The organism is Larkinella sp. C7 (genome assembly GCF_006149005.1).
Lineage (GTDB): Bacteria > Bacteroidota > Bacteroidia > Cytophagales > Spirosomataceae > Larkinella.
Window position 1 is genome coordinate 266,861 of record NZ_VBSL01000001.1, and the last position, 23,755, is coordinate 290,615.

A 23,755-nucleotide genomic window follows, 5' to 3' on the forward strand; every position below is an offset into this window, starting at 1 on the left:
GAATGTCTTGAAAAAAAACAAAAGGCCGACCGCAGTTGGTCAGGCCGGGTAAAAAGATCCCATCTCCACAGCAGACAATTTTCACCAAAAATAGTTTATAGCCTACAAACCACTCACTTGAACGACAATGAGCGTAAAAAGCATTTTCGGAATTATACTGACATTGGCCGGACTGGTCGGCCTGATTTACGGCGGCATGGATCTGACCAGCGGGGGCGTCGCCCGGGCGTCCTGGATTTACCTCATCATGGGCGGCATTTTCTTCTTTTCCGGGATTAGTCTGATTCGCAGCACGAAAGACGCAGCCTGACCGAAAACCGTCATTTCCAGCGGTAGACCCGGACCGCATAAAAAACAGAAATACCGATCAACGCCAATACAAAAAGAACGATTTGAATCCCTTTTGTATGAATTGGATTGGAATTCGATGCCGCCAGCAACCAGTTCCAGAGCGTCCAGATCATAAAGGTCATGAATGCCAGTGACAGCATAGCCATCATTTCGTGCGCATTCCGCAGTTGACGCTCCCGGTTTTCGGGTGTAATTGGAAACGGCATGTTGTAAAGATCGATCGGGATGGAACGGAAGCTCCAGAATAACAGAAAAACAAACGCCGAAAGTCCCGGTACGATGAACAGTTGCCCGCGACCACCCCAGCGATCCGGTTTTCCGCCCAGACCAAAATGAACGGGGATGGTTTCGGGCAGTTGGGCATAATACCCAATGATCAGAACAACCTGCCCGACCAGCAACAGCAAGGTCAGGGCATTCAACAGGCGTTCTGTTCTTGGAACGGCGGTGGAAAGCAGGGGTTTCATCTCAATTAAGTTAAGGGTTGTAAACGGTTTTTTCAACCGCAGTCGATTTTAGCCGCCGAACCAGCCGAAAAAACCGGATTGGGAACAGAATGGCCGCCATCGTCAAACCGGCCAGCAGACCGATCCAGATACCGATCGCGCCCAGGTTAAACCAGAAGCCCAGCACATAACTCATCGGCAAACCGATGATCCAGTAAGCAAACAGGCTGATGATGGTTGGCGTATTGACGTCCGACAAACCACGCAACATACCAATTCCGACCACCTGGATGCCGTCTGACAGTTGGAAAAAACCGGCCATGATGACCAGCGAAGCCGCGATGGCGGCCACCTCAGCATGATCGCGGATGTACCAGCTCACCAGCCAGTCGTTGGCCGTCAGGAAAACCACCGCCGGTAGACCCATGAACACAAAAACCAGCCACAAAGCCGCTACGCCGGCCCGGCGCACGGCGGCCAGGTTGGAGCGACCCAACGCACGGCTAACCCGAATGGAACCCGCAGCCGAAATTCCGGTGGCCATCATATAGGTAATCGAAGCCATGTTGATGGCAATCTGGTGCGCGGCCAGTTGGTCGGTTCCGAGCCAGCCCGCCATCATGGCAGCCAGCGAAAACGTTGCCACTTCAAAGAAAAACGTAAACCCACCCGGCAGGCCCAGTTGCAAAATCTGACGAATGTGCCTGCTCACCCGCAGCGTCTGAAATGAGGGTAGAAAGTAAGCCTGGAACAGGCGGTTTCGCCGAATGTAGAGAATGATCGCGGCTGCCATGAAGCTGCGTGAAAGCAGTGTTCCCAGCGCCGAACCCTGAACGCCCAGCGCCGGAAACGGGCCGACGCCTTTGATCAGTACATAATTGAGCAATGCATTGAGAAACAGAGCCAACAAGGTGATGATCAAGGCAATTCGCGGATACGAAAGACCGTCGCACAACTGCCGGGCGGCAATAAACAGAAACAGCGGAATGTTCGACACACTGAGAATGAGCAGGAAATTCCGGCCGATTTCGGTGACCTCCGGCGTCTGTCCAAACTGGTCATAAAAGTAGGCCACACCGACACCGACCAGCCCCAGCGCCAAACCCAGCCACAGGGCAACCCACAAACCCGCCCGGAACAACCGGTTGATCTCGGCGGCATCGTTGCGCCCGCGAGCCTGCGACACCAGCGCAGCCACCACCGACAGACCGCCCACGCCAATGCTCGATACCAGAAAAGACAGCGACACCGATAACCCAGCCCCCGCCAGCGGAATGGCGCCCAACAACCGCCCAACGAACAGATCGTCGGTGACACCCATCAACACCACACCCAATTGGGCAATCACAATCGGAATGCTCAGCCGGATGGTGTCGGCGAGTTCCGGTTTATACATCTGGTACCACTGCTTCATGCTTTCCCAACAGCAACTTTTCAACGCTTGTTCCGGTCGTCGACGCTCGGGAAAGGATTAATGATGGTGCAAGACTTTTTTTGTTACTTTTGTCTAAACATACCATAGACGCCCCAATCGATTGAAAGAGTACGGCAGCAACATCCAAAAATTAGTCGAACATCTACAGACTATCGAAGACCGCGAGAAGCGCACCCGCTACGCGCACATCCTGGTAGAACTGATGCGGCAGATCCATCCCAACATGCGGGATAATCAGGATTACTATAATAAATTGTGGGACGACCTCTACATCATGTCAGGCTTCAAGCTCGATGTGGATAGCCCCTACCCGCCCCCGACGGCGGACGTCCTGGGGAAGAAGCCGCAGCCCGTTCCGTATAATACCCACGGTTTGCGCTACAAACACTACGGTCAGAACATCAACCTCCTGATTGCTAAGGCCATTTCTCTGGAAGATTCCGAAGAACGCCTGGCCTTCGTTTCGTACATGGCCAAGTTGATGAAGACGTTTTATTCGACCTGGAACAAGGAGGCTGTGGAAGACGAGACGATCCTGACCAACCTCGACGAGATGGCGAACGGCAAGCTCCACGCCGACATCATGTCGATTCGAACCAACGGTTTTGTCGATGCCACCCCGCGCGAACGGACGGGGGATCAACCGCCCCGGCGGACGCCCAGCGGTCCTTCTCACGGCCGGAATGAAGGATCAGCGCCATCCCACGGTCGTCACGATGGCTCAGGACAAGCTTACAACCGGAACGAAACGTCGGGAAACCGCCAAAATAACCCCAACTTCTACCCCAACCAGGGATCGCGTGGTCACCGGGATGGTGGAGCTGGCGGCCGTGACAACCGCGATGGCGGACACCGGAACGACCGTTTCAGAGGTGGCAACAATCCCAATAACCGCAAAAGACGCTAAACAGAGTGAAGAGTGCAGAGTTAAGAGATATGAGTTAGCCGCTCGTGTGGCTGACTGGTACGCACTTAACTTTTCACTTTTAACTCTTAATTCTTAACTCCCCATATGGCTTCTTTCCGAATTGCCGGTGACCAACATTTGAAAGGCGAAATCAACCCGCAGGGCGCTAAAAACGAAGCACTCCAGATTCTGTGTGCGGTTTTGTTGACTGATCAGCCGGTCACCATTCATAATATTCCTGACATCCGTGACGTCAACAAATTGATCGAACTTCTGGGCGATCTGGGCGTTCAGGTCCAGCAGTTATCTCCTTCATCGTACCGTTTTCAGGCCGATCAGGTCGATATTGCCATTCTGGACACGGCCGACTACCGCGAAAAAGCTTCTGCCCTACGCGGCTCGGTCATGCTGCTGGGACCCATGCTGGGCCGTTTCAAAACCGGACGGATTCCGCGGCCCGGTGGCGACAAAATTGGCCGTCGGCGACTGGATACGCACTTTCTGGGTTTTGAAAAACTGGGTGCCAAATTCAATTTCGACTCCGACGAAAGTGGCATGTACCATGTCGATGCCAGCCATTTGAAGGGCACCTACATGCTGCTGGACGAAGCCTCCGTTACCGGAACCGCCAATGTGGTGATGGCCGCCGTGCTGGCCGAAGGCACCACGACGATCTACAATGCCGCCTGCGAACCGTATTTGCAGCAACTGTGCTCGATGCTGAACCGCATGGGCGCCAAAATCAGCGGTATTTCTTCCAACCTGCTCACCATCGAGGGCGTCGACAAACTGGGCGGAACCGACCACACCATGTTGCCCGACATGATCGAAATTGGGTCATTCATCGGTTTGGCTGCCATGACGCAGTCGGAAATAACGATCAAAAACTGCCAGATTCCGCAATTGGGCATCATTCCCGACGTTTTCAAACGGCTGGGAATCAAGATGGAATTTCGGGGCGACGACATTTTTGTGCCGGCGCAGGAGCACTACCAGATCGAGAGTTTTCTGGATGGCGGCATGATGACGGTTTCTGACGCGCCCTGGCCCGGTTTCACACCGGATTTGCTCAGCATTGTGCTCGTCACGGCCATTCAGGCGCAGGGAACACTGCTCGTACACCAGAAGATGTTCGAAAGCCGGTTGTTTTTTGTGGATAAACTGATTGAAATGGGTGCCCAGATGATTCTGTGCGATCCGCACCGGGCCACGGTCATTGGGCTGAATCGCCAGCAGCAACTGAAAGGCATCCGGATGTCGTCACCCGATATACGTGCGGGCGTTGCCCTGCTGATTGCGGCTCTTTCGGCCAAAGGCGAAAGCATTATCGACAACATCGAGCAAATTGACCGGGGGTATCAAAACATCGACGGCCGACTCAACGCGATTGGAGCCAAAATCGAGCGATTGTAACTTACCACGATTTCCTTGTGATTTTCAAAAAGCCGCCCCAAAATGGGGCGGCTTTTTGAATGTAAATGCTATTTATTTTGTATTCCTTGTGATAAGCGATAGTATTTTTTGATAAGCGGTACGTATTATGCAGTAAAACGAACGTTATAGTTCATGAAGGGTGCGCGGCAGATCCTTCACCGTATTCCTAAAAACAACAGATCAATGAACCCTACCAGCGAACTTTACCAGCGGCTGAGCGCCCGCCGGAATGCCTTGTTAGTGCATTACAGCCACAACGACACCCTCAAAAGCAGCGATCCGGCTACGTATCGGAAATATCAGGGTGAACTTCGGGATTTAAACCGGAAATTACGCCTGATCCGGGGTCAGATGGAAGAGAACCCAACTCTCCATAGCTAGACTGTTCTGTACGGTAACTCCACTCGGCATCAGGAGATTGATGTCCATTACGCCACTGTGCCCCTACGTGTAAGAAGCTTTCGGTTTGGGAGCCGAATCTTTCATGCTTTCCGGTTCCGAATCCGGTGTATTCTTGTTCAGATAAAACGTACGGTGGCAACGCCGGCAACGGAAATACTTGAGCGGAAGGTAGTCATAAAGCCGACGAACGTAGAGGGGTCTGTTCGTTCGTTCCAGGTGCATGGCCGTGTGGCAGTGACTACACTCACAGACTTTTTGGGTGTTCAATACAATTACCAGCAGCAGGATGATGTAAAGGGCTGCCAGGCCAATGAGTGCGTAAAGTACCAGGATCATTTATAGCTATGAACGATGTGGGTTAATGAATCTGCAAAATTGAGTTACCTACGAATAGGAGACAATTTTAGTTGCGTCGAAGTGGCAAAATATTTATTTTTTTTACCCTATGGCCCCCAAATTGTTTAATTCCAACCGCTTTATACCTAACAATCAAGGCATTACTTTGTCATGATTTTCGTTTTCGCCAATGCCGCGGACACACATTCTTTCCATTTTGTATCTTTACGGCTTTCTTGAACGGATACACCATGGCGAAATCGCCCAAATATTACGTCGTCTGGAAAGGGCGGCAAAAAGGAGTTTACGATACCTGGGAAGGCTGTCAGGAGCAGATTCAGAATTTTCCCGGCGCTCTATACAAATCGTTTGAAAGCCGCACGGTGGCCGACAAAGCGCTGGGCGAAAAACCGCATCTGCATTTGCAGGGCAAAGGGCCGGGAACGGATGGCAAAAGCCAGAAGCTATTTGTTGGTAAACCCATCGCCGACAGCATTGCCGTCGATGCCGCCTGGAACACGGCCACCGGCGATATGGAATACCAGGGCGTGCATGCCACCACGAAGCAACTCCTCTTCCACCAGGGCCCTCATCCCGACGGTACCAATAACATCGGCGAATTTCTGGCCATCGTTCACGCCCTGGCGTGGTTGAAACAGCGCGACAGCAATCTGCCCATTTATTCCGATTCACGGACGGCCATTAGCTGGGTCCTGAAAAAGAAAGCCAATACCAAATTGGAAGAAACACCCCGCAACGCCCACCTGTTCGAGCTGATCGACCGGGCCGAAAACTGGCTGAAAACCAATAACTTCCTCAACAAAATCCTGAAATGGGAAACCGAATACTGGGGCGAAAACCCCGCCGACTTTGGTCGAAAATGAGAGAAATGATAAATTATGGATGATGAACGATGAAGGTACGCGTCAGTCAATTCATCGTCCATCATCCATAATTCACCATTATTTTGTTTCGCTTCAAACAATTCACCATTCACCAGAACCGGACGGCCATGAAAGTTTGCACGGATTCGTGCGTGCTGGGGGCGTATGCAGAACTGGGAACCGGAGGGCGGTTGCTGGACATCGGAACGGGTACGGGTTTGCTGGCACTCATGGCGGCTCAACGGAATCCCACGGCCCGGATCGATGCGGTGGAAATAGACCCGGCAGCTTTCGGACAAGCGGTTGAAAATGTAAACGCCAGCGCCTTTTCGGACCGGGTTCGGGTAGTTCAGAGCCGGATTCAAACGTTTTCGTCCGAGCCGTATGACCGCATTTTGTGCAATCCGCCTTTTTATACCAACCATCTGCGATCGCCCGACCAGGCCGTCAACCGGGCGTTGCACAACGACGAACTACCGTTTGAAGAGTTGCTGGCCAGCGTCGTCCGTCTGTTGAAACCGGAGGGCCAATTCTGGGTTTTGCTGCCCCCTTCCGAAATGCAACGACTGGTCTTGATTGCCGAAAAAGCCGGTTTGCATCCATATCAACAGCTCGAAGTTCGGCACAATGACCCCAAACCGGTTTTTAGAACCATCGCCGGTTTCGTTTTCGACCGGTTTAGCACTCCGAAAACCGAACAATTATCCATTTTCAACCCGGACGGGAAGATCTATACGGAATCATTCCGTCAGTTATTACAACCTTTTTATCTGAATTTCTAAAATCCTTACGACCTTTGGAGAACTGATCCTGAACACCGGACCTTGCGAAGTTGCGGAAACGTTCCCCGCCTGCGCTTCATTTCGGCCGTGTTTAGCCTGTATTTTTATGACTGATAAACGCCAACTTTCCATCGTTATCCCGCTTTACAACGAAGAAGAGTCGTTGCCCGAACTGCACGACTGGATTGTACGGGTGATGACGGAGCAGGGGTATACGTACGAAATTCTGTTTGTCGATGACGGCAGCACCGACCGTTCGTGGGAGGTCATCGCCCGGCTTGCCGAACGGAACCCGCAGGTGCGGGGCATCCGGTTTACGCGGAATTACGGCAAAACGGCCGCCCTCCAGACCGGTTTTCAGGCAACCAACGGACAGGTTGTCATTACGCTGGATGCAGATTTGCAGGACAGCCCTGACGAAATCCCGGAATTGTACCGCATGATTACCGTCGATGGCTACGACCTGGTGTCGGGCTGGAAACAGAAACGCTACGACCCGCTGACCAAAACCATCCCGACGAAGTTCTTTAATGCCGTATCCCGCTGGGTGTCGGGCGTTCACCTGCATGATTTCAACTCCGGCATCAAAGCCTACCGCCAGGCGGTGGTGAAGTCGATGAACCTGTACGGCGAAATGCACCGAAATCTGCCAATTGTGGCCAAATGGAACGGTTTTCACAAGATTGGCGAAAAGGTAGTGCAGCATCAGGCACGCAAATACGGAACGACAAAATTCGGGCTCAACCGGTTCATCAACGGTTTTCTGGACTTGCTCGTCATCGCCTTTGTGCATAAATTCAGCCGCCGGCCGATGCACCTGTTCGGCAGTTTCGGAACCCTGTCCTTTTTTATCGGGACCATCATTACGATTTACCTCATCAGCGAAAAGTTATATAACATTGCCAATCGCCTGAAGTACCGCAATGTAACCGACAATCCGCTGTTTTTTCTGGCCTTAGTGGCAATTATCCTCGGCGTTCAGTTATTTTTGGCCGGTTTTTTGGGGGAAATGCTGGTACGGCAATCGACCAACAAAACCGGCGATTATTTAATCGCCGATCAGGTTGGTGGCTGACAAGCTAACCATCCTTACCAACCATTTACAACCATAAAGCCATCCTCAACCATACCAACCATTTAAAACCAACCAACCGCATTTAGTTACTCGACTATAAAAAAGATGAACAATCAATTTAAAGCACATCCCTGGCATGGGATTCCAATCGGTGAAAACGCTCCGGAACAAGTGACGGCTTTCATTGAAATTGTACCAACCGACACGGTGAAGTATGAAGTTGACAAAGAAACGGGTTATCTGAAAATCGACCGCCCGCAGAAATACTCCAACATCGTTCCGGCGCTCTACGGATTCATTCCGATGACGTATTGCGACGAGCAGGTGGCCTCTCTGGCCCGCGAACGCTCCGGTCGTGAAATTGAAAAAGGCGATGGTGACCCGATCGACATCTGCGTGCTGAGCGAACACGCCATTACCCACGGAAACATCATTCTGCAAGCCATACCCATCGGCGGTTTTCGCTTGCTCGACAAAGGTGAAGCCGACGACAAAATCATCGCAATCCTGAAAGGCGACGGGATGTATAAAGGCTACGAAGACCTGCACCAACTTCCCGACAGCGTGGTGCAACGCCTGAAACACTACTTCCTGACGTACAAAAACTTACCCGGCGAACCGATGACGTGCGAAATCGTCAATGTCTACGGTCGGCAGGAAGCCCACGAAGTCATTCGCCGGTCGATTGAAGACTACTGGCTGCTGATTCGCAACCAGGCGAAATAACCGGAACGAATGAACGGAAACGGAAAAAAAGCGGACTGGCTGACGGGCGGCTTTCCTCCCTTCCGTTCTGTTTTCCACTCTTCCTCAAATTGTCACATTCAACATAAAGTAAGGAGATGGGGAGCCGTCTCCTTTTTATTTTTGTTATGAGGTCGGTGTGAATTTCAATCCGTTTCATGTACCTTATCGCTTTAGGTGTAAATACATGAAATGGTACCCTTGGAAGTGAATTACGACGGACCGTCGCAAGTCTCACATCGCTTGTCTTTTTTCTCGTTTCTAATTCACAAATCGTCAGTCGTCAACCCAAAACATGCGTCAGTTTTTTAAATACGTTTTTGCAACCATCGTCGGTATACTGCTTTTCACCTTCGTGGCCTTCCTGCTGGTACTGGCAATCGGGTCTGCTTTTTCGGCGGCATCCGGCGATGAAGTATCGGTAAAGGAAAATTCCGTTTTGAAGCTCAACCTGAATAGCCCGATTCGTGAAATCGGCGTTGAAAACCCATTCGGCGGTTTTGGTCCCTTCAATTCTTCCGGCGATGTCATCGGCCTGATCGACCTGAAACAAGCACTGGCCAACGCCAAACTGGATCCGAACATCAAAGGCGTTTATGTCCAGACCGAATACCCGCAAACCGGTTGGGCATCGCTCGAAGAAATCCGGAACGCCCTCATCGACTTTAAAAAATCGAAGAAGTTCGTCGTGGCCTACGGCGAGGTGATGACCGAAAAAGGGTATTACATCGCATCCGTAGCCGACAATATTTACCTGAATCCGGCTGGTGCCCTGGAATGGAACGGCCTGGATGCCGAATACACGTTTTTCAAAGGAACCTTCGATAAGTTGGGCATCAAACCCGAAATTTTCCGGGTCGGCGAATTCAAAAGTGCCGTTGAGCCCTTCATTCGGGAAGACATGAGCGAAGCCAACAAAGCACAAACCACGTCCTTCCTGAATTCTCTCAACAACCATTTTCTGGCAAATATCGCCCAAAGCCGGGGTTTGCAGGTTCCGGAGTTGAAGAAACTGGCCGACGACCTGTCCATCCAAACCGCCGGAGATGCCCTGAGAGCCAAACTGGTGACGAAAGTGGCGTATTATGACGAAGTGGAGACCGACATTCGCAAGTCCCTGAAAGTGGATGAGAAGAAGAAAATCGACTTCGTTTCGCTGGGGAAATACGAAAATGCCAAGAAATACGTCGAAGAAGGAAACATCAAAAACCGCATTGCCGTCATTGTAACCGATGGTGAAATTGTGTCCGGCAAAGACGACGAAAACATCGCTTCCGATCGCGTTGCCGAACAAATCCGGAAAGCGCGGCTGGACGAAAAAGTGAAAGCCATCGTCATTCGGGTCAACTCACCGGGGGGCAGTGCGCTGGCGTCGGATGTGATGTGGCGCGAAATTGTGCTGGCCAACAAAGCCAAACCGGTAATTGCATCGATGTCCGATTATGCGGCTTCGGGCGGCTATTACCTGGCGATGGGCGCCCGCCAGATTGTGGCCGAACCCAATACGATTACAGGCTCCATCGGCATTTTCGGGATGCTGTTCAATACGGAAGGTTTTTTTAAGGATAAATTGGGCATCACCTACGACCGGGTGGTGACCAATACGCACTCCGATTTTCCTTCTTTCACCCGCGAAATGACGCCTTTTGAAAAGAATGTGCTGCAACAAAGCGTCAACCGGGGCTACGAAATTTTCACCAGCAAAGCCGCTCAGGGCCGCAAGCTGTCGGTCGACAGCCTGAAAGCCCTGGCGTCGGGCCGGGTTTGGTCGGGCGTTCAGGCGAAAGCCAACGGGCTCGTCGACGAACTGGGCGGGCTGGACAGAGCCATTCAACTGGCCGCCAAAGCCGCTAAACTGGAAGCGGGTGACTACCGCGTCCGGTATACCCCGGAGAAGAAGAACGCGATTGAAGAACTGGTAAAATCCTTTACCGGCAGCGACGAGGAAAGCATGAAGGCCACCCTCGGCGACCTGGCTCCGTATGTTAAATACCTCAAGACGCTGAAACGGATGGAAGGAATTCAGGCCCGTCTGCCGTTTGGACTGGACGTTAAATAACGATTACGTAGACCTGTCAGCTTTTTAAAAGCTGACAGGTCTACGTCGAAAACCGTCAAGACAAGACCTGCCAGGTTGTTAAAACCTGGCAGGTCTTTTTGATTGCAAACACCTGCACCGTCTTTTTTGTATCTTACAAACGCATTGCTGTAGCCTATGAAGACACTGCCGGTTCACCTCGATTTATTTGCTCTGATTATTCTGCTGGGAGTGGCCCAGGGAATTTTCCTCGGCATCTTTTTCCTGACGGGCGAACGGGGGCGGGTGGTTTCAAACCGGTGCATCGGCTGGTTTATGCTGGGTCTGTCGGCCATCATTGCCGAAATTTTCCTGTGCTACACCAATTACATGTTCCAGATTCTGTGGCTGATCGACTTTTCAGAACCGGTCAATTTTACGCTCGGCCCGCTGTATTTTTTCTTTGTTTTCGCCCGGCTCCACCAACGGCTGCCGAAGCGCTGGTTCTGGCACCTGCTGCCCGCCTTCATCTGGACCATCAACTCCATCACCTGGTTCTACCAGCCCATCGAATTTAAATACAACTCTTACCTCCATGCGTATCACCCCGAACTAGCGTATATAGACAGCGACGAATACCTGCCGGAAGATTTCACGAACCTGCGCGATTACGTCAGTGAAATGACCATGCTAAGTTGCGCGATCTATGCCTTCTTCTCCTTCCTCGATATTCGCAAAGCGTTTCGACTGCGGGGGCTTTCGTTGTTTCAACCAGCACCCAGCCAATTGGCTCCACTCCGAAACCTGATTCTCCTGAATTTGTCTTTTCCCATTCTGGCGTTTTTTATCAAACCCCAATTCTACGAGGATCTGGGCGACTATATCCTGGCCTGTTACCTTACCCTGCTTATTTATACCACCAGTTTTCTGGTGATGCGCGGGTCCAATTTCTTCGTTGAAGAACCCGATCCGGAACCCGAAGCCCCAGCACCCCGCAAAAAATACGAGAAATCGGCGCTGTCGGAAGAAGTGGAAGAAGCGGTTCTGCAAAAACTGACGCGATTGATGGCGGACGAAAAACCGTACCTCCAAAGCGACCTTTCCCTGACCAAACTGGCTCAGCAACTCGGCACCTCGTCTCACCACCTTTCCCAACTGCTCAACGACCGGCGGGAGCAAAGTTTCTTCGATCTGCTGGCGACCTACCGGGTGCGCGAAGCGCAACAATTGTTACAGGATTCCGGTACTGCTAACCTGAAAATCGATGAGATTGCCGAGCGCGTGGGCTATAATTCCACCTCGGCTTTTCACACGGCGTTTAAGCGGCTGACGGGGCAGACACCGGCACAATTTCGGGCCACGGCGACTTCGTCCCGGTCGGCATGAACTTCTTGACGATCGGAAAATGGCGGTTGAGCACCCGTAGACGGCCATCTTTGTCCCAGCCAGGCAGCCACCGCATTTTCCGAGCAGTGCGCTGACATTGGCTTTATTCATTCAGATAAAACCGCCTATTTCGGAAGAAACCATCCCCATGAACTACCTCCTTTCAACGCTTCTCTTTCTTTACGCAGCCCTTCCCGCCATTGGGCAACCGCAAACCAGCGGCTCGGTCGAATGGCCCGCTTACGGCAACGATCCGGGCGGCATGCGGTTTTCCCCCCTGAAACAAATCAATACGGGCAACGTCAAACAGTTGACCGTGGCCTGGACGTTCCGAACGGGGGAACTGGAACAATACAAAGGCACGAGTGCCGACGAAAAAGCGGCTTTTGAAGCGACGCCGTTGATGGTCGACGGAACCCTTTTTTTCAGCACGCCTTCGTCGCGGGTTTTTGCCATCGATGCTGCCACCGGGCAGCAAAAATGGTCGTACGATCCGGAGGTCTATTTGCGGCAGGATCTCTCCGAAATCACCTCACGGGGCGTTTCGGTCTGGCCCGCATCCAACGATAAAACCGCTTCCGGTGCCGCCAAACGGATTTTGATCCCCACACTGGACGGTCGGCTCATTGCGCTGGATGCCCAAACCGGCAAGCCGGTTTCTTCATTCGGAAAAGACGGAACCGTTGATCTGCGGCAGGGCGTCGGCAACATCAGCGTCACCTCGCCCCCCGCCGTTATCGGCAACACCATCGTCGTCGGGTCGTCGATGGGCGACAACCAGCGGTTCAACTACGAACGGGGCGTCGTTCGGGCCTACGATGCGGTCACCGGAAAATTACGCTGGAGCTGGGACCCCATTCCGCGTTCCAAAACCGATCCCGGTTTCGACACCTGGAAAGGCCCCAATGCCACCCAAACCGGGGCCGCCAATGCCTGGTCGGTCATCTCGGCGGATGCCGAACGGGATCTGGTCTTCATTCCCACCACTTCGCCCAGCCCGGATTATTACGGCGGAGAGCGATTGGGCAAAAACGCCAACGCCAGTTCCATCGTCGCGATTCGCGCTTCCACCGGAAAAGTGGTGTGGAGTTTCCAGACGGTTCACCACGATATCTGGGATTATGACAATGCGGCCCAGCCATTGCTGTTTTCGTATAACCAGAACGGAAAACCGGTGCCGGCGGTGGCCGTCGGCACGAAGATGGGACACGTTTTTATCCTGCACCGCGAAACCGGCCTTCCGCTACTGCCCGTTGAGGAACGGCGCGTTCCGGCGTCCGATCTAGCGGGAGAAGAAGCGTATCCCACCCAGCCTTTTCCGGCGACGCTTCCCCTGCTGGGGTTGCAAAAACCGGAAGCCTGGGGCCTGACACCTGACGCGAAAGCGGCCGCCCAACGCCGGATTGCCGCCCTGCGTTACGAAGGTCCTTTTACGCCCCCTTCGCTCAAAGGCACACTCGTTGCACCGGGCAATGTGGGCGGGATCAACTGGAGCGGGATGTGTTATGATCCCGAATCCGGTTTGCTGATCACCAATGTCAACCGACTGGCCGCGTCTATCACCTTGATTCCGAGAGCCCAGTTGGCACAATCGGTCAAAAACGACCAGGAGTTGATGCGGGCAGAAACCGGTATGCAGTCCGGCACACCCTACGTGATGAAACGCAGCTATCTGTTTGCTAAAACGGAAACGGGCTTAACGATGCAAACCGCTCCACCCTGGGGAACCTTAGCGGCTATTAATCTCAAAAAAGGCACATTGGAATGGGAAGTACCACTGGGGTTCATGCTCGATCCGCGTCAGTTTCCCGAAGCGAAACAATGGGGTTCGATCAACTTTGGCGGGGCCATTGCGACGGCTGGCGGTCTGGTTTTCGTAGCGGCTTCAATAGACGGCCATTTTCGGGCGTTTAAAACCAGCGACGGCAGCCTGCAATGGGAGGTTCCGCTGCCCGCCGGTGGACAGGCCACGCCGATGACGTACCAGATCAATGGAAAGCAATACGTGGTCATTGCCGCCGGAGGCCACGGCAAGCTGGGAACGAAACTGGGGGACTATGTGGTGGCCTATCAGTTGCCGTAAAGAATGTCGCCCTCGTTTTTCGACCCAAACTTTTTTTCATTGCAACGCAACCATTTTCGCCCCTGACTCGTATATCCGGCACAGAAGCCTTTGGCTCGACCTACCAATGATAACGAAGCGCCAGGGGAACCGCTGATGTTACCGGCTCGCGTCATGAGGTTCTGACTGAACACGCCCGGTCCTTCCGAATCGCTCGGAATGGCCGGGTGTTCTGTTTTTTCGTATTTTCGTAAAAATTCCCGCTGCTATTTCCAATCTTTTCCCTGATGAAAATTCCACGTCTGCCAACCCGCCTGTCAACCGGATGGTTTGTCCGTTCATCGTTCTTATTTCTGCTTTGCTGGCTGGCTGGCGGCTTTGCGGGTTCGGTTTGGGCGCAGGGGAAACTCGAGGACTATAAACGGTCGGCGGCTTTGAAGGAAACGCTACGGAATAAAGTCTATAACGCCCCGAACAACGTCTATTGGACACCCGCTCAGAAACTCTGGTATTTGGTCCGAACGGCGCGCGGACTCGAATTTGTGGTGGTCGATCCCCGAAAAAAGACGCGCCAACCTGCCTTCGACCAGGAACAACTGGCAAAGAAATTATCCGAAGCAACGGGTAAGAAAATCGATCCGTTCAATTTGCCGTTCACGGCCATTACCTACGGAAAGGACGATGAAGAACTCGAATTTGTGGCCGAAGGGTCGACCTGGCAAGTGTCGACCGGCGCGTTTGCTTTTCGAAAAAAAGGCGCATTTCAGGCCGAACCCACCGACCGTGGCTATTGGGGCAACAGCCGCAGCGAACGCGACGGGAAACCGGTTTTTTCGCCCGACAGTTCCCAAACCGCCTTCATCAAAAACTACAACCTGTATATCCGTTCCGAAAAAACAAAACAGGAAACCCAGCTCAGTTACGACGGCTCGGAAGGCGACTATTATTCCGCATACATTCAGTGGTCACCCGATGCGAAGAAGCTGGTTACCAATAAGGTTCGCCCCAACGCCAAACGCCTGATTCACTTCGTCCGATCGTCGCCGGACGACCAGCTTCAACCCAAACTGGAATCCCGCGAATACCTGAAACCGGGTGATGCACTGCCGGTTCGGCGGCCTCAGCTTTTCTGGGTCGAAACCAAAAAGCAGATCTCGGTCGATGATGCGCTGTTTAACCAGCAATTCAGTTTGTCGCGGCTGGAGTGGCGCAAAGACAGCCGCTCGTTTACGTTTGAATACAACCAGCGCGGTCACCAGGTTTACCGGATTCTGGACGTGAACGCCACGACCGGCGTCGTAAAACCGCTCATTGAAGAGCGCAGCAACACGTTTATCGACTACAGCGGTAAACGCGCCCGCCATGATGTCAACGACGGGCAGGAGATCGTCTGGGCGTCGGAACGCGACGGCTGGAACCACCTGTACCTGATCGATGGTGTTAGCGGGAAAGTGAAAAAACAGATTACCAAAGGAGAATGGGTCGTTCGCAATCTGGTGCATATCGACGACAAAAACCGGACGATTCTGTTTGCCGCCAGCGGCCGAAACGCCGATCAGGACCCGTATTTTGTTCACTATTACAAAGTCAATTTCGACGGTTCCGGCCTGACAGCCCTGACGACCGAAGACGCCAACCACACGGCTACGTTTTCACCGGATTTCAGCTATTTTGTCGATTCCTATTCCCGTGTGAATCTGCCGCCGGTGACGGTTTTGCGCAATTCCGCCGATGGCAGCGTGGTACTCGAACTTGAAAAAGCCGATATCAGCCTCTGGCAAAAAGCGGGCTGGAAAGAACCGGAAGTGTTTTCAGCCAAAGGGCGCGACGGAAAAACCGACATCTGGGGCATTATCATTCGTCCGACCAATTTTGATCCCAACAAAAAATACCCGGTTATCGAAAATATTTACGCCGGGCCGCACGGTTCGTTCGTACCGAAATCGTTTATGAGCAATTCGGTGTCAATGCACGAGCTGGCCGAGCTGGGTTTTATTGTCGTGCAAATCGACGGTATGGGAACCTCCAACCGCTCCAAAGCCTTTCAGGACGTGTGTTGGAAAAATCTGAAAGATGCCGGTTTTCCCGACCGGATTCTGTGGCTGAAAGCGGCTGCTCAGAAATACAATCACCTGGATTTGAGCAAAGTAGGCATTTTCGGAACGTCGGCGGGCGGACAAAGCGCAACGGCCGCGCTCCTGTTTCATCCCGAATTCTACAAAGCCGCCGTTTCGTCCTGTGGCTGCCACGACAACCGCATGGACAAAATGTGGTGGAACGAACAATGGATGGGCTACCCCATCGGGCCGCAGTATGATGAGTGTTCAAACGTCACGAACGCGCACAAATTGCAGGGGAATTTGTTGCTGCTCGTGGGCGAAGTGGACGACAACGTGGACCCCGCTTCGACCTACCAACTGGCGAATGCACTCATCAAAGCCAATAAAAACTTTGAACTGGTGACCTTGCCGGGCCTCGGCCACACGGCGGGTGGCGACTTTGGCGAGCGCAAACGGCGGGATTTCTTCGTCAAAAGTTTGCTGGGCGTCGATCCGCCGAACTGGAATGAAATCAGCAGGGACGCAGCCGGTTCGGGAACCGGAAAGTAAATCAGAGAATTTTTACCGGATTTTTGTGCTCATCGATGGCCACAAACGTAAACGAACCGTGGACGGCCCGCTCGCGGTGATCGCTGTACATTTCCTCGACAAAAATATCGACATCGATCCGCAGGCTGGTATTTCCCAAATGCGCCACGCGGCCAATGAGTTCAACAATCGTTCCGGCCGGAATGGGCTTGTTGAAATTGATTTTATCCGATGAAACCGTCACAACCCGTTTGCGGGTAAACCGAGTAGCGGTAATGAACGCAATTTCGTCCATCATCTGCATGGCCGTTCCGCCAAAAAGGGTATCGTAATGATTGGTGGTGTTGGGAAAAACCGCTTTGAAAACCCGGGTTTCGGCAAGTTGTATTCGTTCTTCGAGTGGAATCATTGGTTCAAAATTAGGGGCAAATTTCAATGCGCATTCCGGAATTTTCCCAGCAATTCCTGATGCTTTTGTTGGTTGTATTCCGTTCGGACTTCCTGCAAACACCCGGCGCATAAACACGTGGAAAACTGGGAACGGACGTAATCCCGCTGCTCGTCGCTCAACTGAACCGCCACACACTGGCAAAGGTTGATGCTGCCGACCTTGCATTCAAAAGCCGCTCCACAACGCGGACAACCGACGGTTTCGTGCTTTTTCGTTTGTGTTTCCATATGCTTATAACAACGGAAATAATAAATGTAAAATGATAAATGGCAAATGTAAAAGTGGTTCGAACGCGTCAGCTTACTTTTACATTTGCCATTCATCATTTACTATTTATTATTAAAAAACGTCCTTACACCTTCTCAATCAGCAGATTCCGCGCCGTTTGGGCAGCTTGCACCATGTTTTTGAGCGCCTGTTCCGTTTCCGGCCAGCGACGGGTTTTCAGTCCACAATCCGGATTGACCCACAGGTTCCGAACCGGCAACACACCGGCAGCTTTATGAAGCAACGCGATGATTTCTTCCGTGGTCGGCACGCGCGGGCTGTGAATGTCGTAGACGCCGGGACCAATTTCGTTCGGATAATTGAATTGAACAAAAGCATCCAGCAATTCCATCTGCGACCGCGAGGTTTCGATCGTGATCACGTCGGCGTCCAGATCGGCAATGGGCTGGATGATGTCGTTGAATTCCGAATAACACATGTGGGTGTGAATCTGGGTTTCGTTGCGCACACCCGACGCCGACACCCGGAACGCCTTCACGGCCCAGTCCAGGTAGGTTTCCCAGTTTTCGCGACGCAGCGGCAAGCCTTCCCGAATGGCCGGTTCGTCAATCTGAATTATCTGAATACCAGCCCGTTCCAGATCGACCACTTCATCCCGAATCGCGAAAGCAATCTGCATACATGTATCCCGGCGCGGCTGATCATCCCGAACAAACGACCATTGCAGAATCGTTACCGGGCCGGTCAGCATCCCTTTGACCGGTTTTTGGGTCAGCGATTGCGCATACTCGGCCCAGCGAACCGTCATGGGTTCGGGGCGGTGAACGTCGCCGTAGATGATCGGCGGTTTGACACAGCGCGAGCCGTAGCTCTGCACCCAGCCATTCTGACTAAAAGCAAACCCACCGAGCAACTCGCCGAAATATTCGACCATATCGTTGCGTTCAAATTCGCCGTGAACCAGCACATCCAGACCGATTTCTTCCTGCCAGCGGATGGCTTTTTCGGTTTCAACCCGGATAAAATCTTCGTACAGTTCCAGCGTTTTCTCCCCTTTTTTGAACTTCGCCCGGTTGATGCGCACGTCGTCGGTTTGTGGAAACGAGCCAATGGTCGTTGTCGGGAAAAGAGGCAGATTCAACCGCTCGTGCTGGATGCTTTGGCGCCGGTGAAAGGCTGCGTTCCGGTGCGTATCTTTGTCGGTCAATTGGCTCACCCGTTGCTGAACTTCCGGGCGGTTGATCAGCGTGGATTGTCGGCGCACGGCCAAAACCGTCTCATTTTCAATCAGCCAGGTCTGCGCCTGTTCGCTGTCGGGCTGAGTCGCAATCGTTGCCAGTTTGACCACTTCGCCCAGCTTCTGTTTGGCAAAAGCCAGCCATTGTTTGATTTCGGGCGTTAAACCGCTGTCTTCCGTCTCCGAATCCAGATCGCAGGGCGTGTGCAGCAGCGAACACGATGGAGCCACCCACACGCGGTTTTGGCCCAGGACGTCAGTGGCTTTCTGGATCAGGCCGAGCGAACGGGTCAGGTCATTGATCCAGATGTTCCGGCCATCCACTACGCCCAGCGACAGGATGGTTTTCCGATCGACAAAATCCGTCTTCAGCAAATCATCCAGTTGATTGGGGCAACGGACCAGGTCGATGTGCAGTGCATCGACCGGCAATTGCGTCGCCAGACTAAGGTTTTCGCCAAAACATTCGAAGTACGAAGCGACCAGAAATTTCAGGTTCGGAAACCGTTCGCGCAAAAACCGGTAAGCCGTGGCGTAGGCCGTTTGGTGTTGTTCGTCCGCATCCAGCACCAGACCCGGTTCGTCAAACTGAATCCATTCGGCACCCTGCGCTTCCAAACGGCTCAGAATCTGTTCGTACACGGGCAGTAGTCGTTCGAGCAAATCCAGCCGGTGAAAACCGTCCTCTTTTTCTTTTCCCAGCAACAGATACGTGACCGGCCCTGGCATAACCGGTTTCGGAATACGGCCCAGTACGGTTCTGGCTTCCTCAAAATCCGTGAAGACTTTCCCGGAACGCAGCGAAAACGATTGCGCCTTGCTGAATTCGGGAACGAGGTAATGGTAGTTGGTGTCGAACCACTTCGTCATTTCCAGGGCGATCAGATCCAGGCCGTCCTGTTGATAGCCCCGAGCCATGGCAAAATAGAGATTCAGTTCGCGGACCTCCGGTTTTTCGGCAAGCGGCCGAAACCGTTCCGGGATGGCATCGATGGTCAGCGACCAATCCAGGATCTGATCGTAAAACGAGAAATCGTTGCACGGAATGAGCGCGATGCCGGCCTGTTGCTGGGTGAGCCAGTTGTCGCGCCGGATGCGCTGCCCGGCTTCGACCAGTTGGTCATGCGTCATTTTTCCGTTCCAGTACTGTTCACTGGCCTTTTTGAGTTCGCGGTGGCTACCGATTCGTGGATAGCCGAGGTTGTGTGCGAGCATTTGTGTGTGTTGGTTAAAAAGGGTACAGAATTCTTTGCCAAACACTTTACTACACCCGCACGCTGCGGAAAACCAACCCCCATGACACACCTCACCCAGGCCCTGAAAACAGGACAATACGTAAAAGTCAGAAACGGATGGAAGCCCGGAAGCGCGTCGGTTTGATTAACATGGCTAAGGCAAGTTGCCTGCCCGTCTTTCAAGGAAAAGCGGTGTCAAATGCAATCGAAGCATCTGTACCAGATTAAAAATCTCAACAAATTTAGAGAATAAGATTATATATCTAGTATATGATATTTAAGTTGGAATAATAATCTATATTTGGAGCTTTATCAGACATTTTTTCTTTTAACAAGTCATTTTTCACAAACAGAAAGAAATTTTTCCGTGGAAAAACCAGATCACATAGACGTTCAGTTGCTTAAACTGTTGGGAGAAAATTCGAATGTGACCATCAAGGAATTGGCAGATCAGGTAAACCTGTCGCACACACCGGTTTTTGAAAGGGTGAAAAGATTGGAGTCGAATGGTTACATCAAAAAATACATCGCCATCATTGATGCGGAAAAGCTCAATTACGGGTTAATTGTTTTTTGTAATATCAAGCTTAAGCAGCACGATAGAAGTATTGGTCATGAGTTTGTAAGCGATATTCTTAGACTGGACGAAGTCGTCGAATGCTACAATATTTCCGGGGATTTCGACTTTCTATTGAAAGTGTATGCGAAAGACATGAAGCACTATCAGGATTTTGTATTCAACAAACTTGGTTCGGTGACAAGCATTGGAAGCACCCACAGTACCTTTGTGATGTGTGAAAACAAAAACTCCTATAACGTTAATTTGTAGTCTGTGAATCCGGCTCGTCTCGACCGATTGAGCAGAAAAACCCAAAGCCCATGCGATATTTTCTGCCTTCAGGACTCCTGATTTTGATCCTCAGTAGCTGCGGTGACGGTTCCCGCCGTTCGGAAACTACGGAAAACCGGGCTGATTCGCCGGTTACGTCTATCGATACCGTTTGCTACCGGCAGGTGGTGGGGCGCGATACCACGCTGCTCCGGCTGGTCATTCAGGGCGCCGACGTAACGGGCGAACTGGCTATTTTGCCGGATGAAAAAGACCGGGCGCGGGGCCCGTTGAAGGGTACCTTGATGAATAATCAGATCCGGGCCAACTGGCAGCGTTCGGGCGAAGGCGTGACGCAACCGCACGAGATCACCTTCACGCTCACCGGCGATGCCATTACGTGGCACGAAGGCGAGCGTGTTGAAACAGAAGGACGGTGGGTGTTGAAAAAACCGGAAAGCGGTTTTAGGTATACGTTACTGAAGACAGAATGCCGGTAGATTATTCCAGCCCCAAATCGGTCAGGATTTTCTGCGTTTTGGCGTCGTAACTCTCCACGGTTTTCAATTCGATGGCGAAGGAGTTGTTTTTGCCAAACGAACTCGCGTCGATGATTTTGGAAACCCGGTAATCCAGTTGTTCGGGCTTAAACCGGACGTTAAACAACGGCTTCGGTTTGTTGGGATACTGGCTGTGGTAGAGCAGTTGCTTCATCGCGAGCGGGCGTTTTTCGGGCGCCACCGACTCCAGCAAATCACCGAGTTCACTCTTCATTTGTTCATACCATTCGGCCACCACTTCGGCCGGCAATTCAGCTTCCCACTGCGAAATGTGCTGCCATTCTCTCAGCACACCCACCACTAATTTTTTGGCCGACCCTTTGCCATTTTCAGCAAAACGGAGGGTATACAACAGAATGGGAATTTCCAGATTCTGCTCCGGCCCCAATCCTTCAATGTAGGCATACTGATACCCTTCGTACGAATGCCGTTCGTTTCGGAACCATTCTTCAATGCCAAAGCCGTAGGTTGCTTCGAAAGCCGTCCGGCTTGAGGTGGCATTATCAGACTTATAATTAGGGCCGGATGGTTCTTTGTAGCCCCTATTATTATTCGTTAAACGAGCAAGATAAAACATACTATTAGGTTTTGATACTATGTAAATTTGTATTTTCGTTTAAATCAAAAAACGATTGCACTTTCCTTTCAATCCTTATGAAGCACTTCAACGTCTCTCGAAAAACCGAAAATTTGAATCGCAAAAAGCCTGTAGTGAACAAAAAGATCACTTAGGCAGACTTCATCACGCTGCGGTTCTACAGAAAGGATCAGCTAGTAATCAGTAGATTAGTGAACGAAACATTCGCCAAAAAACCGGTAACCGCCTTGACGCTGGTTTTGGTTTTATCGTACCGGTTGGATAGCCTGTTGGGCGGTGTTCACAAGTCAAGATCGTAGTTCTACTGCAAAGGTCGCCAAATCTGACAATTTAGCCAACAATTTTTACGACTGGCCGAGTATGATTTTTTTTATTTGGCAGCCACAGCGACAATACCGAACTTTACCCCGAATTAAAACCACCCATTCGTTACATGCTATTTTTTGAGGATACGGTTTCAGTCGTAAAAGTCGTCGTTTCATTACTTCTCGCCCTGGCCAGTTGGCTTCTGATTCGATTTCCCGCTCCTTTCCGCCACCACCTGAACCCACGGCCCGCTTTGACGCTCTGGGTTTCGTTCATCGTTTTCCGGGTTATTCCGTTCCTGATCGTGTATCTGATCCTGGATTTTGCCCCCCGCAGTGATACCGAATTCTTCTACAAGAAGGCCATTGCAGCTTTTGCGGGCAAAATGGTCTACCGGGATTTTCTCTCCTACCACGGCCCGCTGTTTGGCTACCTCATCAGTCTGCCGCTCTACTTGTGGTACAATGCCAAAATTCTGATTCCCTTCATGGCGCTCATCGAGTTTGCCATCGTCTGGGCCACCTGGCGTTATTACCAGGCCAGCCGACCGGATTCCCTGCTGATGGCGGTTTTGTATTTTTTATTGCCCATGCCATTTGTCGCCATGATCCTGAGCAGCGAAGAAGACGTCTGGTTCTGGGGCGTGGGACTCATCACCCTGCTCTACACCCATCGTACGCAGAGCAGTCTGTGGATCGGGATCATCTGGGGGCTGTCGATGATTGTCATCAAAAGCATGATTATCGTGCTGCTGGTGCCGGTTTTCTTTCTGGTCGACAACAAATTCAAGTACGTGCTGGGGCTGGCAATCGTTGGCGTTCCGTCCATCGTCATCCTCTATCTTCTGATGGGTGATGCGTTTCTGATGCCGCTACAACATTCCGGCTACCACATGACACCCAACATCGTCAGCATCACCCGGCCATTTCTGAGCAGTCTGTATAACCAGATGAGCCTGACGCGGCTCAACACGATCAGCCTTTTCATCACCATGGCGTTGTCGTCGTGGGTAGCCATCCGGTTCCGGCACCTGGGCTATCGGCAGATTTTTCCTTCGCTTTACATCCTAACGTTCGGCATCTTCATGCTGGCGCAACCCAGTGCCCCCGGCTTTTACCTGTTCATGTACATGATCGTGGTGCTGTTTGAAGTGGCCCGACTGGAAGATAAAGCGTTCCATTTTCAGCTCATCCTGCTCAACTTCCTGATTGTCATTCAACCCATCATCTGGGTAATCTATGTCGGGATGCTGAATTATGACGACTGGCAAACCGTTTTTGCCGCCCCGGTGAACACCGCCGATTATCTGATTCAGATCATTGAGGTGGGGCTTTTGCTTTCTTTGGTCTGGCGCACGTTTAACCACCTTAAATCACTGGACCGGGCCACGAGCCCATCCTTTCCGCCCCAATCCTGGTCGACGGGTCGTTCGTCGGTTTCGTAAGGCGGGTTTTCTTTTCAT

General features: G+C 52.0%; 22 protein-coding genes. 15 read left to right on the forward strand and 7 right to left on the reverse strand.

The genetic code is table 11. The annotated features are described in order from the left end of the window. Positions 1–127 precede the first annotated feature (127 nt). Positions 128–310, forward strand: a complete 183-nt coding sequence (locus FH871_RS01130; RefSeq protein ID WP_138989503.1) for a hypothetical protein — start codon at positions 128–130, stop codon at positions 308–310. A 10-nt stretch (positions 311–320) separates the two neighbouring features. Here FH871_RS01130 and FH871_RS01135 read toward each other — a convergent pair whose 3' ends face one another. Both FH871_RS01135 and FH871_RS01140 read right to left on the reverse strand, forming a co-directional pair. Then, a complete protein-coding gene (locus FH871_RS01135; protein WP_138989504.1) occupies positions 321–818 on the reverse strand; it encodes a DUF1648 domain-containing protein in 498 nt (165 codons plus the stop codon). A 10-nt stretch (positions 819–828) separates the two neighbouring features. Continuing rightward, complete coding sequence (locus FH871_RS01140; protein ID WP_138989505.1) at positions 829–2,211, reverse strand: MATE family efflux transporter; 1,383 nt, start codon at positions 2,209–2,211, stop codon at positions 829–831. Between the two features lie 121 nt (positions 2,212–2,332). On the opposite strand from FH871_RS01140, the gene FH871_RS01145 reads away from it, so the two are divergent. The 3 genes from FH871_RS01145 (at position 2,333) to FH871_RS01155 (ending at position 4,954) form a co-directional block, all read left to right on the forward strand. Further along, positions 2,333–3,139 carry a DUF4290 domain-containing protein gene (locus FH871_RS01145; protein ID WP_138989506.1) on the forward strand — a complete coding sequence of 269 codons (807 nt, stop codon included), beginning with the start codon at positions 2,333–2,335 and terminating at the stop codon, positions 3,137–3,139. 105 nt (positions 3,140–3,244) lie between these two features. After that, a complete protein-coding gene (gene murA / locus FH871_RS01150; RefSeq protein ID WP_138989507.1) occupies positions 3,245–4,552 on the forward strand; it encodes a UDP-N-acetylglucosamine 1-carboxyvinyltransferase in 1,308 nt (435 codons plus the stop codon). 204 nt (positions 4,553–4,756) lie between these two features. Beyond that, positions 4,757–4,954 (forward strand): hypothetical protein, encoded by a 198-nt coding sequence (locus FH871_RS01155; RefSeq protein ID WP_138989508.1) that lies wholly within the window; start codon positions 4,757–4,759, stop codon positions 4,952–4,954. Between the two features lie 63 nt (positions 4,955–5,017). Here FH871_RS01155 and FH871_RS01160 read toward each other — a convergent pair whose 3' ends face one another. Continuing rightward, complete coding sequence (locus FH871_RS01160) at positions 5,018–5,311, reverse strand: hypothetical protein (RefSeq protein ID WP_138989509.1); 294 nt, start codon at positions 5,309–5,311, stop codon at positions 5,018–5,020. 251 nt (positions 5,312–5,562) lie between these two features. Here FH871_RS01160 and FH871_RS01165 point away from each other — a divergent pair, with 251 nt between their 5' ends. From FH871_RS01165 to FH871_RS01200, 8 genes are all read left to right on the forward strand, one after another. After that, the gene (locus FH871_RS01165; RefSeq protein ID WP_138989510.1) at positions 5,563–6,195 is read left to right on the forward strand and encodes a viroplasmin family protein; all 633 of its coding nucleotides are present in this window, start codon (positions 5,563–5,565) and stop codon (positions 6,193–6,195) included. Between the two features lie 83 nt (positions 6,196–6,278). After that, entirely contained in the window at positions 6,279–6,977 is a 699-nt protein-coding gene (locus FH871_RS01170; protein WP_138989511.1) for a tRNA1(Val) (adenine(37)-N6)-methyltransferase, read from the forward strand. A gap of 106 nt (positions 6,978–7,083) precedes the next feature. Further along, complete coding sequence (locus FH871_RS01175; RefSeq protein WP_138989512.1) at positions 7,084–8,052, forward strand: glycosyltransferase family 2 protein; 969 nt, start codon at positions 7,084–7,086, stop codon at positions 8,050–8,052. A gap of 105 nt (positions 8,053–8,157) precedes the next feature. Beyond that, the gene (locus FH871_RS01180; RefSeq protein ID WP_114409390.1) at positions 8,158–8,778 is read left to right on the forward strand and encodes an inorganic pyrophosphatase; all 621 of its coding nucleotides are present in this window, start codon (positions 8,158–8,160) and stop codon (positions 8,776–8,778) included. Positions 8,779–9,091: 313 nt separating this feature from the next. Beyond that, positions 9,092–10,855 (forward strand): signal peptide peptidase SppA, encoded by a 1,764-nt coding sequence (gene sppA, locus FH871_RS01185; protein ID WP_138989513.1) that lies wholly within the window; start codon positions 9,092–9,094, stop codon positions 10,853–10,855. Positions 10,856–11,011: 156 nt separating this feature from the next. Further along, entirely contained in the window at positions 11,012–12,199 is a 1,188-nt protein-coding gene (locus FH871_RS01190; protein ID WP_138989514.1) for a helix-turn-helix transcriptional regulator, read from the forward strand. 148 nt (positions 12,200–12,347) lie between these two features. Next, complete coding sequence (locus FH871_RS01195) at positions 12,348–14,282, forward strand: pyrroloquinoline quinone-dependent dehydrogenase (protein WP_138989515.1); 1,935 nt, start codon at positions 12,348–12,350, stop codon at positions 14,280–14,282. Between the two features lie 266 nt (positions 14,283–14,548). Then, a complete protein-coding gene (locus FH871_RS01200) occupies positions 14,549–16,870 on the forward strand; it encodes a S9 family peptidase (protein WP_138989516.1) in 2,322 nt (773 codons plus the stop codon). Between the two features lies 1 nt (position 16,871). Here the strand turns inward: FH871_RS01200 and FH871_RS01205 are convergent, their stop codons facing one another. The 3 genes from FH871_RS01205 to metE form a co-directional block, all read right to left on the reverse strand. Then, on the reverse strand, positions 16,872–17,258 hold the full coding sequence (locus FH871_RS01205) for an acyl-CoA thioesterase (protein WP_212768191.1): 387 nt from the start codon (positions 17,256–17,258) through the stop codon (positions 16,872–16,874). Positions 17,259–17,281: 23 nt separating this feature from the next. Beyond that, on the reverse strand, positions 17,282–17,527 hold the full coding sequence (locus FH871_RS01210) for a cysteine-rich CWC family protein (protein ID WP_138989517.1): 246 nt from the start codon (positions 17,525–17,527) through the stop codon (positions 17,282–17,284). 125 nt (positions 17,528–17,652) lie between these two features. Then, positions 17,653–19,980: a 5-methyltetrahydropteroyltriglutamate--homocysteine S-methyltransferase gene (gene metE / locus FH871_RS01215; RefSeq protein ID WP_138989518.1), complete on the reverse strand. Its 2,328-nt coding sequence runs from the start codon at positions 19,978–19,980 to the stop codon at positions 17,653–17,655. 387 nt (positions 19,981–20,367) lie between these two features. On the opposite strand from metE, the gene FH871_RS01220 reads away from it, so the two are divergent. Together FH871_RS01220 and FH871_RS01225 are read left to right on the forward strand one after the other, a co-directional pair. Continuing rightward, a complete protein-coding gene (locus tag FH871_RS01220; protein WP_138989519.1) occupies positions 20,368–20,829 on the forward strand; it encodes an Lrp/AsnC family transcriptional regulator in 462 nt (153 codons plus the stop codon). Positions 20,830–20,879: 50 nt separating this feature from the next. Further along, complete coding sequence (locus tag FH871_RS01225; RefSeq protein ID WP_138989520.1) at positions 20,880–21,329, forward strand: hypothetical protein; 450 nt, start codon at positions 20,880–20,882, stop codon at positions 21,327–21,329. 1 nt (position 21,330) lies between these two features. On the opposite strand, the gene FH871_RS01230 is transcribed toward FH871_RS01225, so the two are convergent. Beyond that, positions 21,331–21,966 carry a hypothetical protein gene (locus tag FH871_RS01230; RefSeq protein WP_138989521.1) on the reverse strand — a complete coding sequence of 212 codons (636 nt, stop codon included), beginning with the start codon at positions 21,964–21,966 and terminating at the stop codon, positions 21,331–21,333. Positions 21,967–22,420: 454 nt separating this feature from the next. On the opposite strand from FH871_RS01230, the gene FH871_RS01235 reads away from it, so the two are divergent. Beyond that, positions 22,421–23,737 carry a hypothetical protein gene (locus tag FH871_RS01235; RefSeq protein WP_138989522.1) on the forward strand — a complete coding sequence of 439 codons (1,317 nt, stop codon included), beginning with the start codon at positions 22,421–22,423 and terminating at the stop codon, positions 23,735–23,737. The last annotated feature ends 18 nt before the right edge of the window (positions 23,738–23,755 follow it).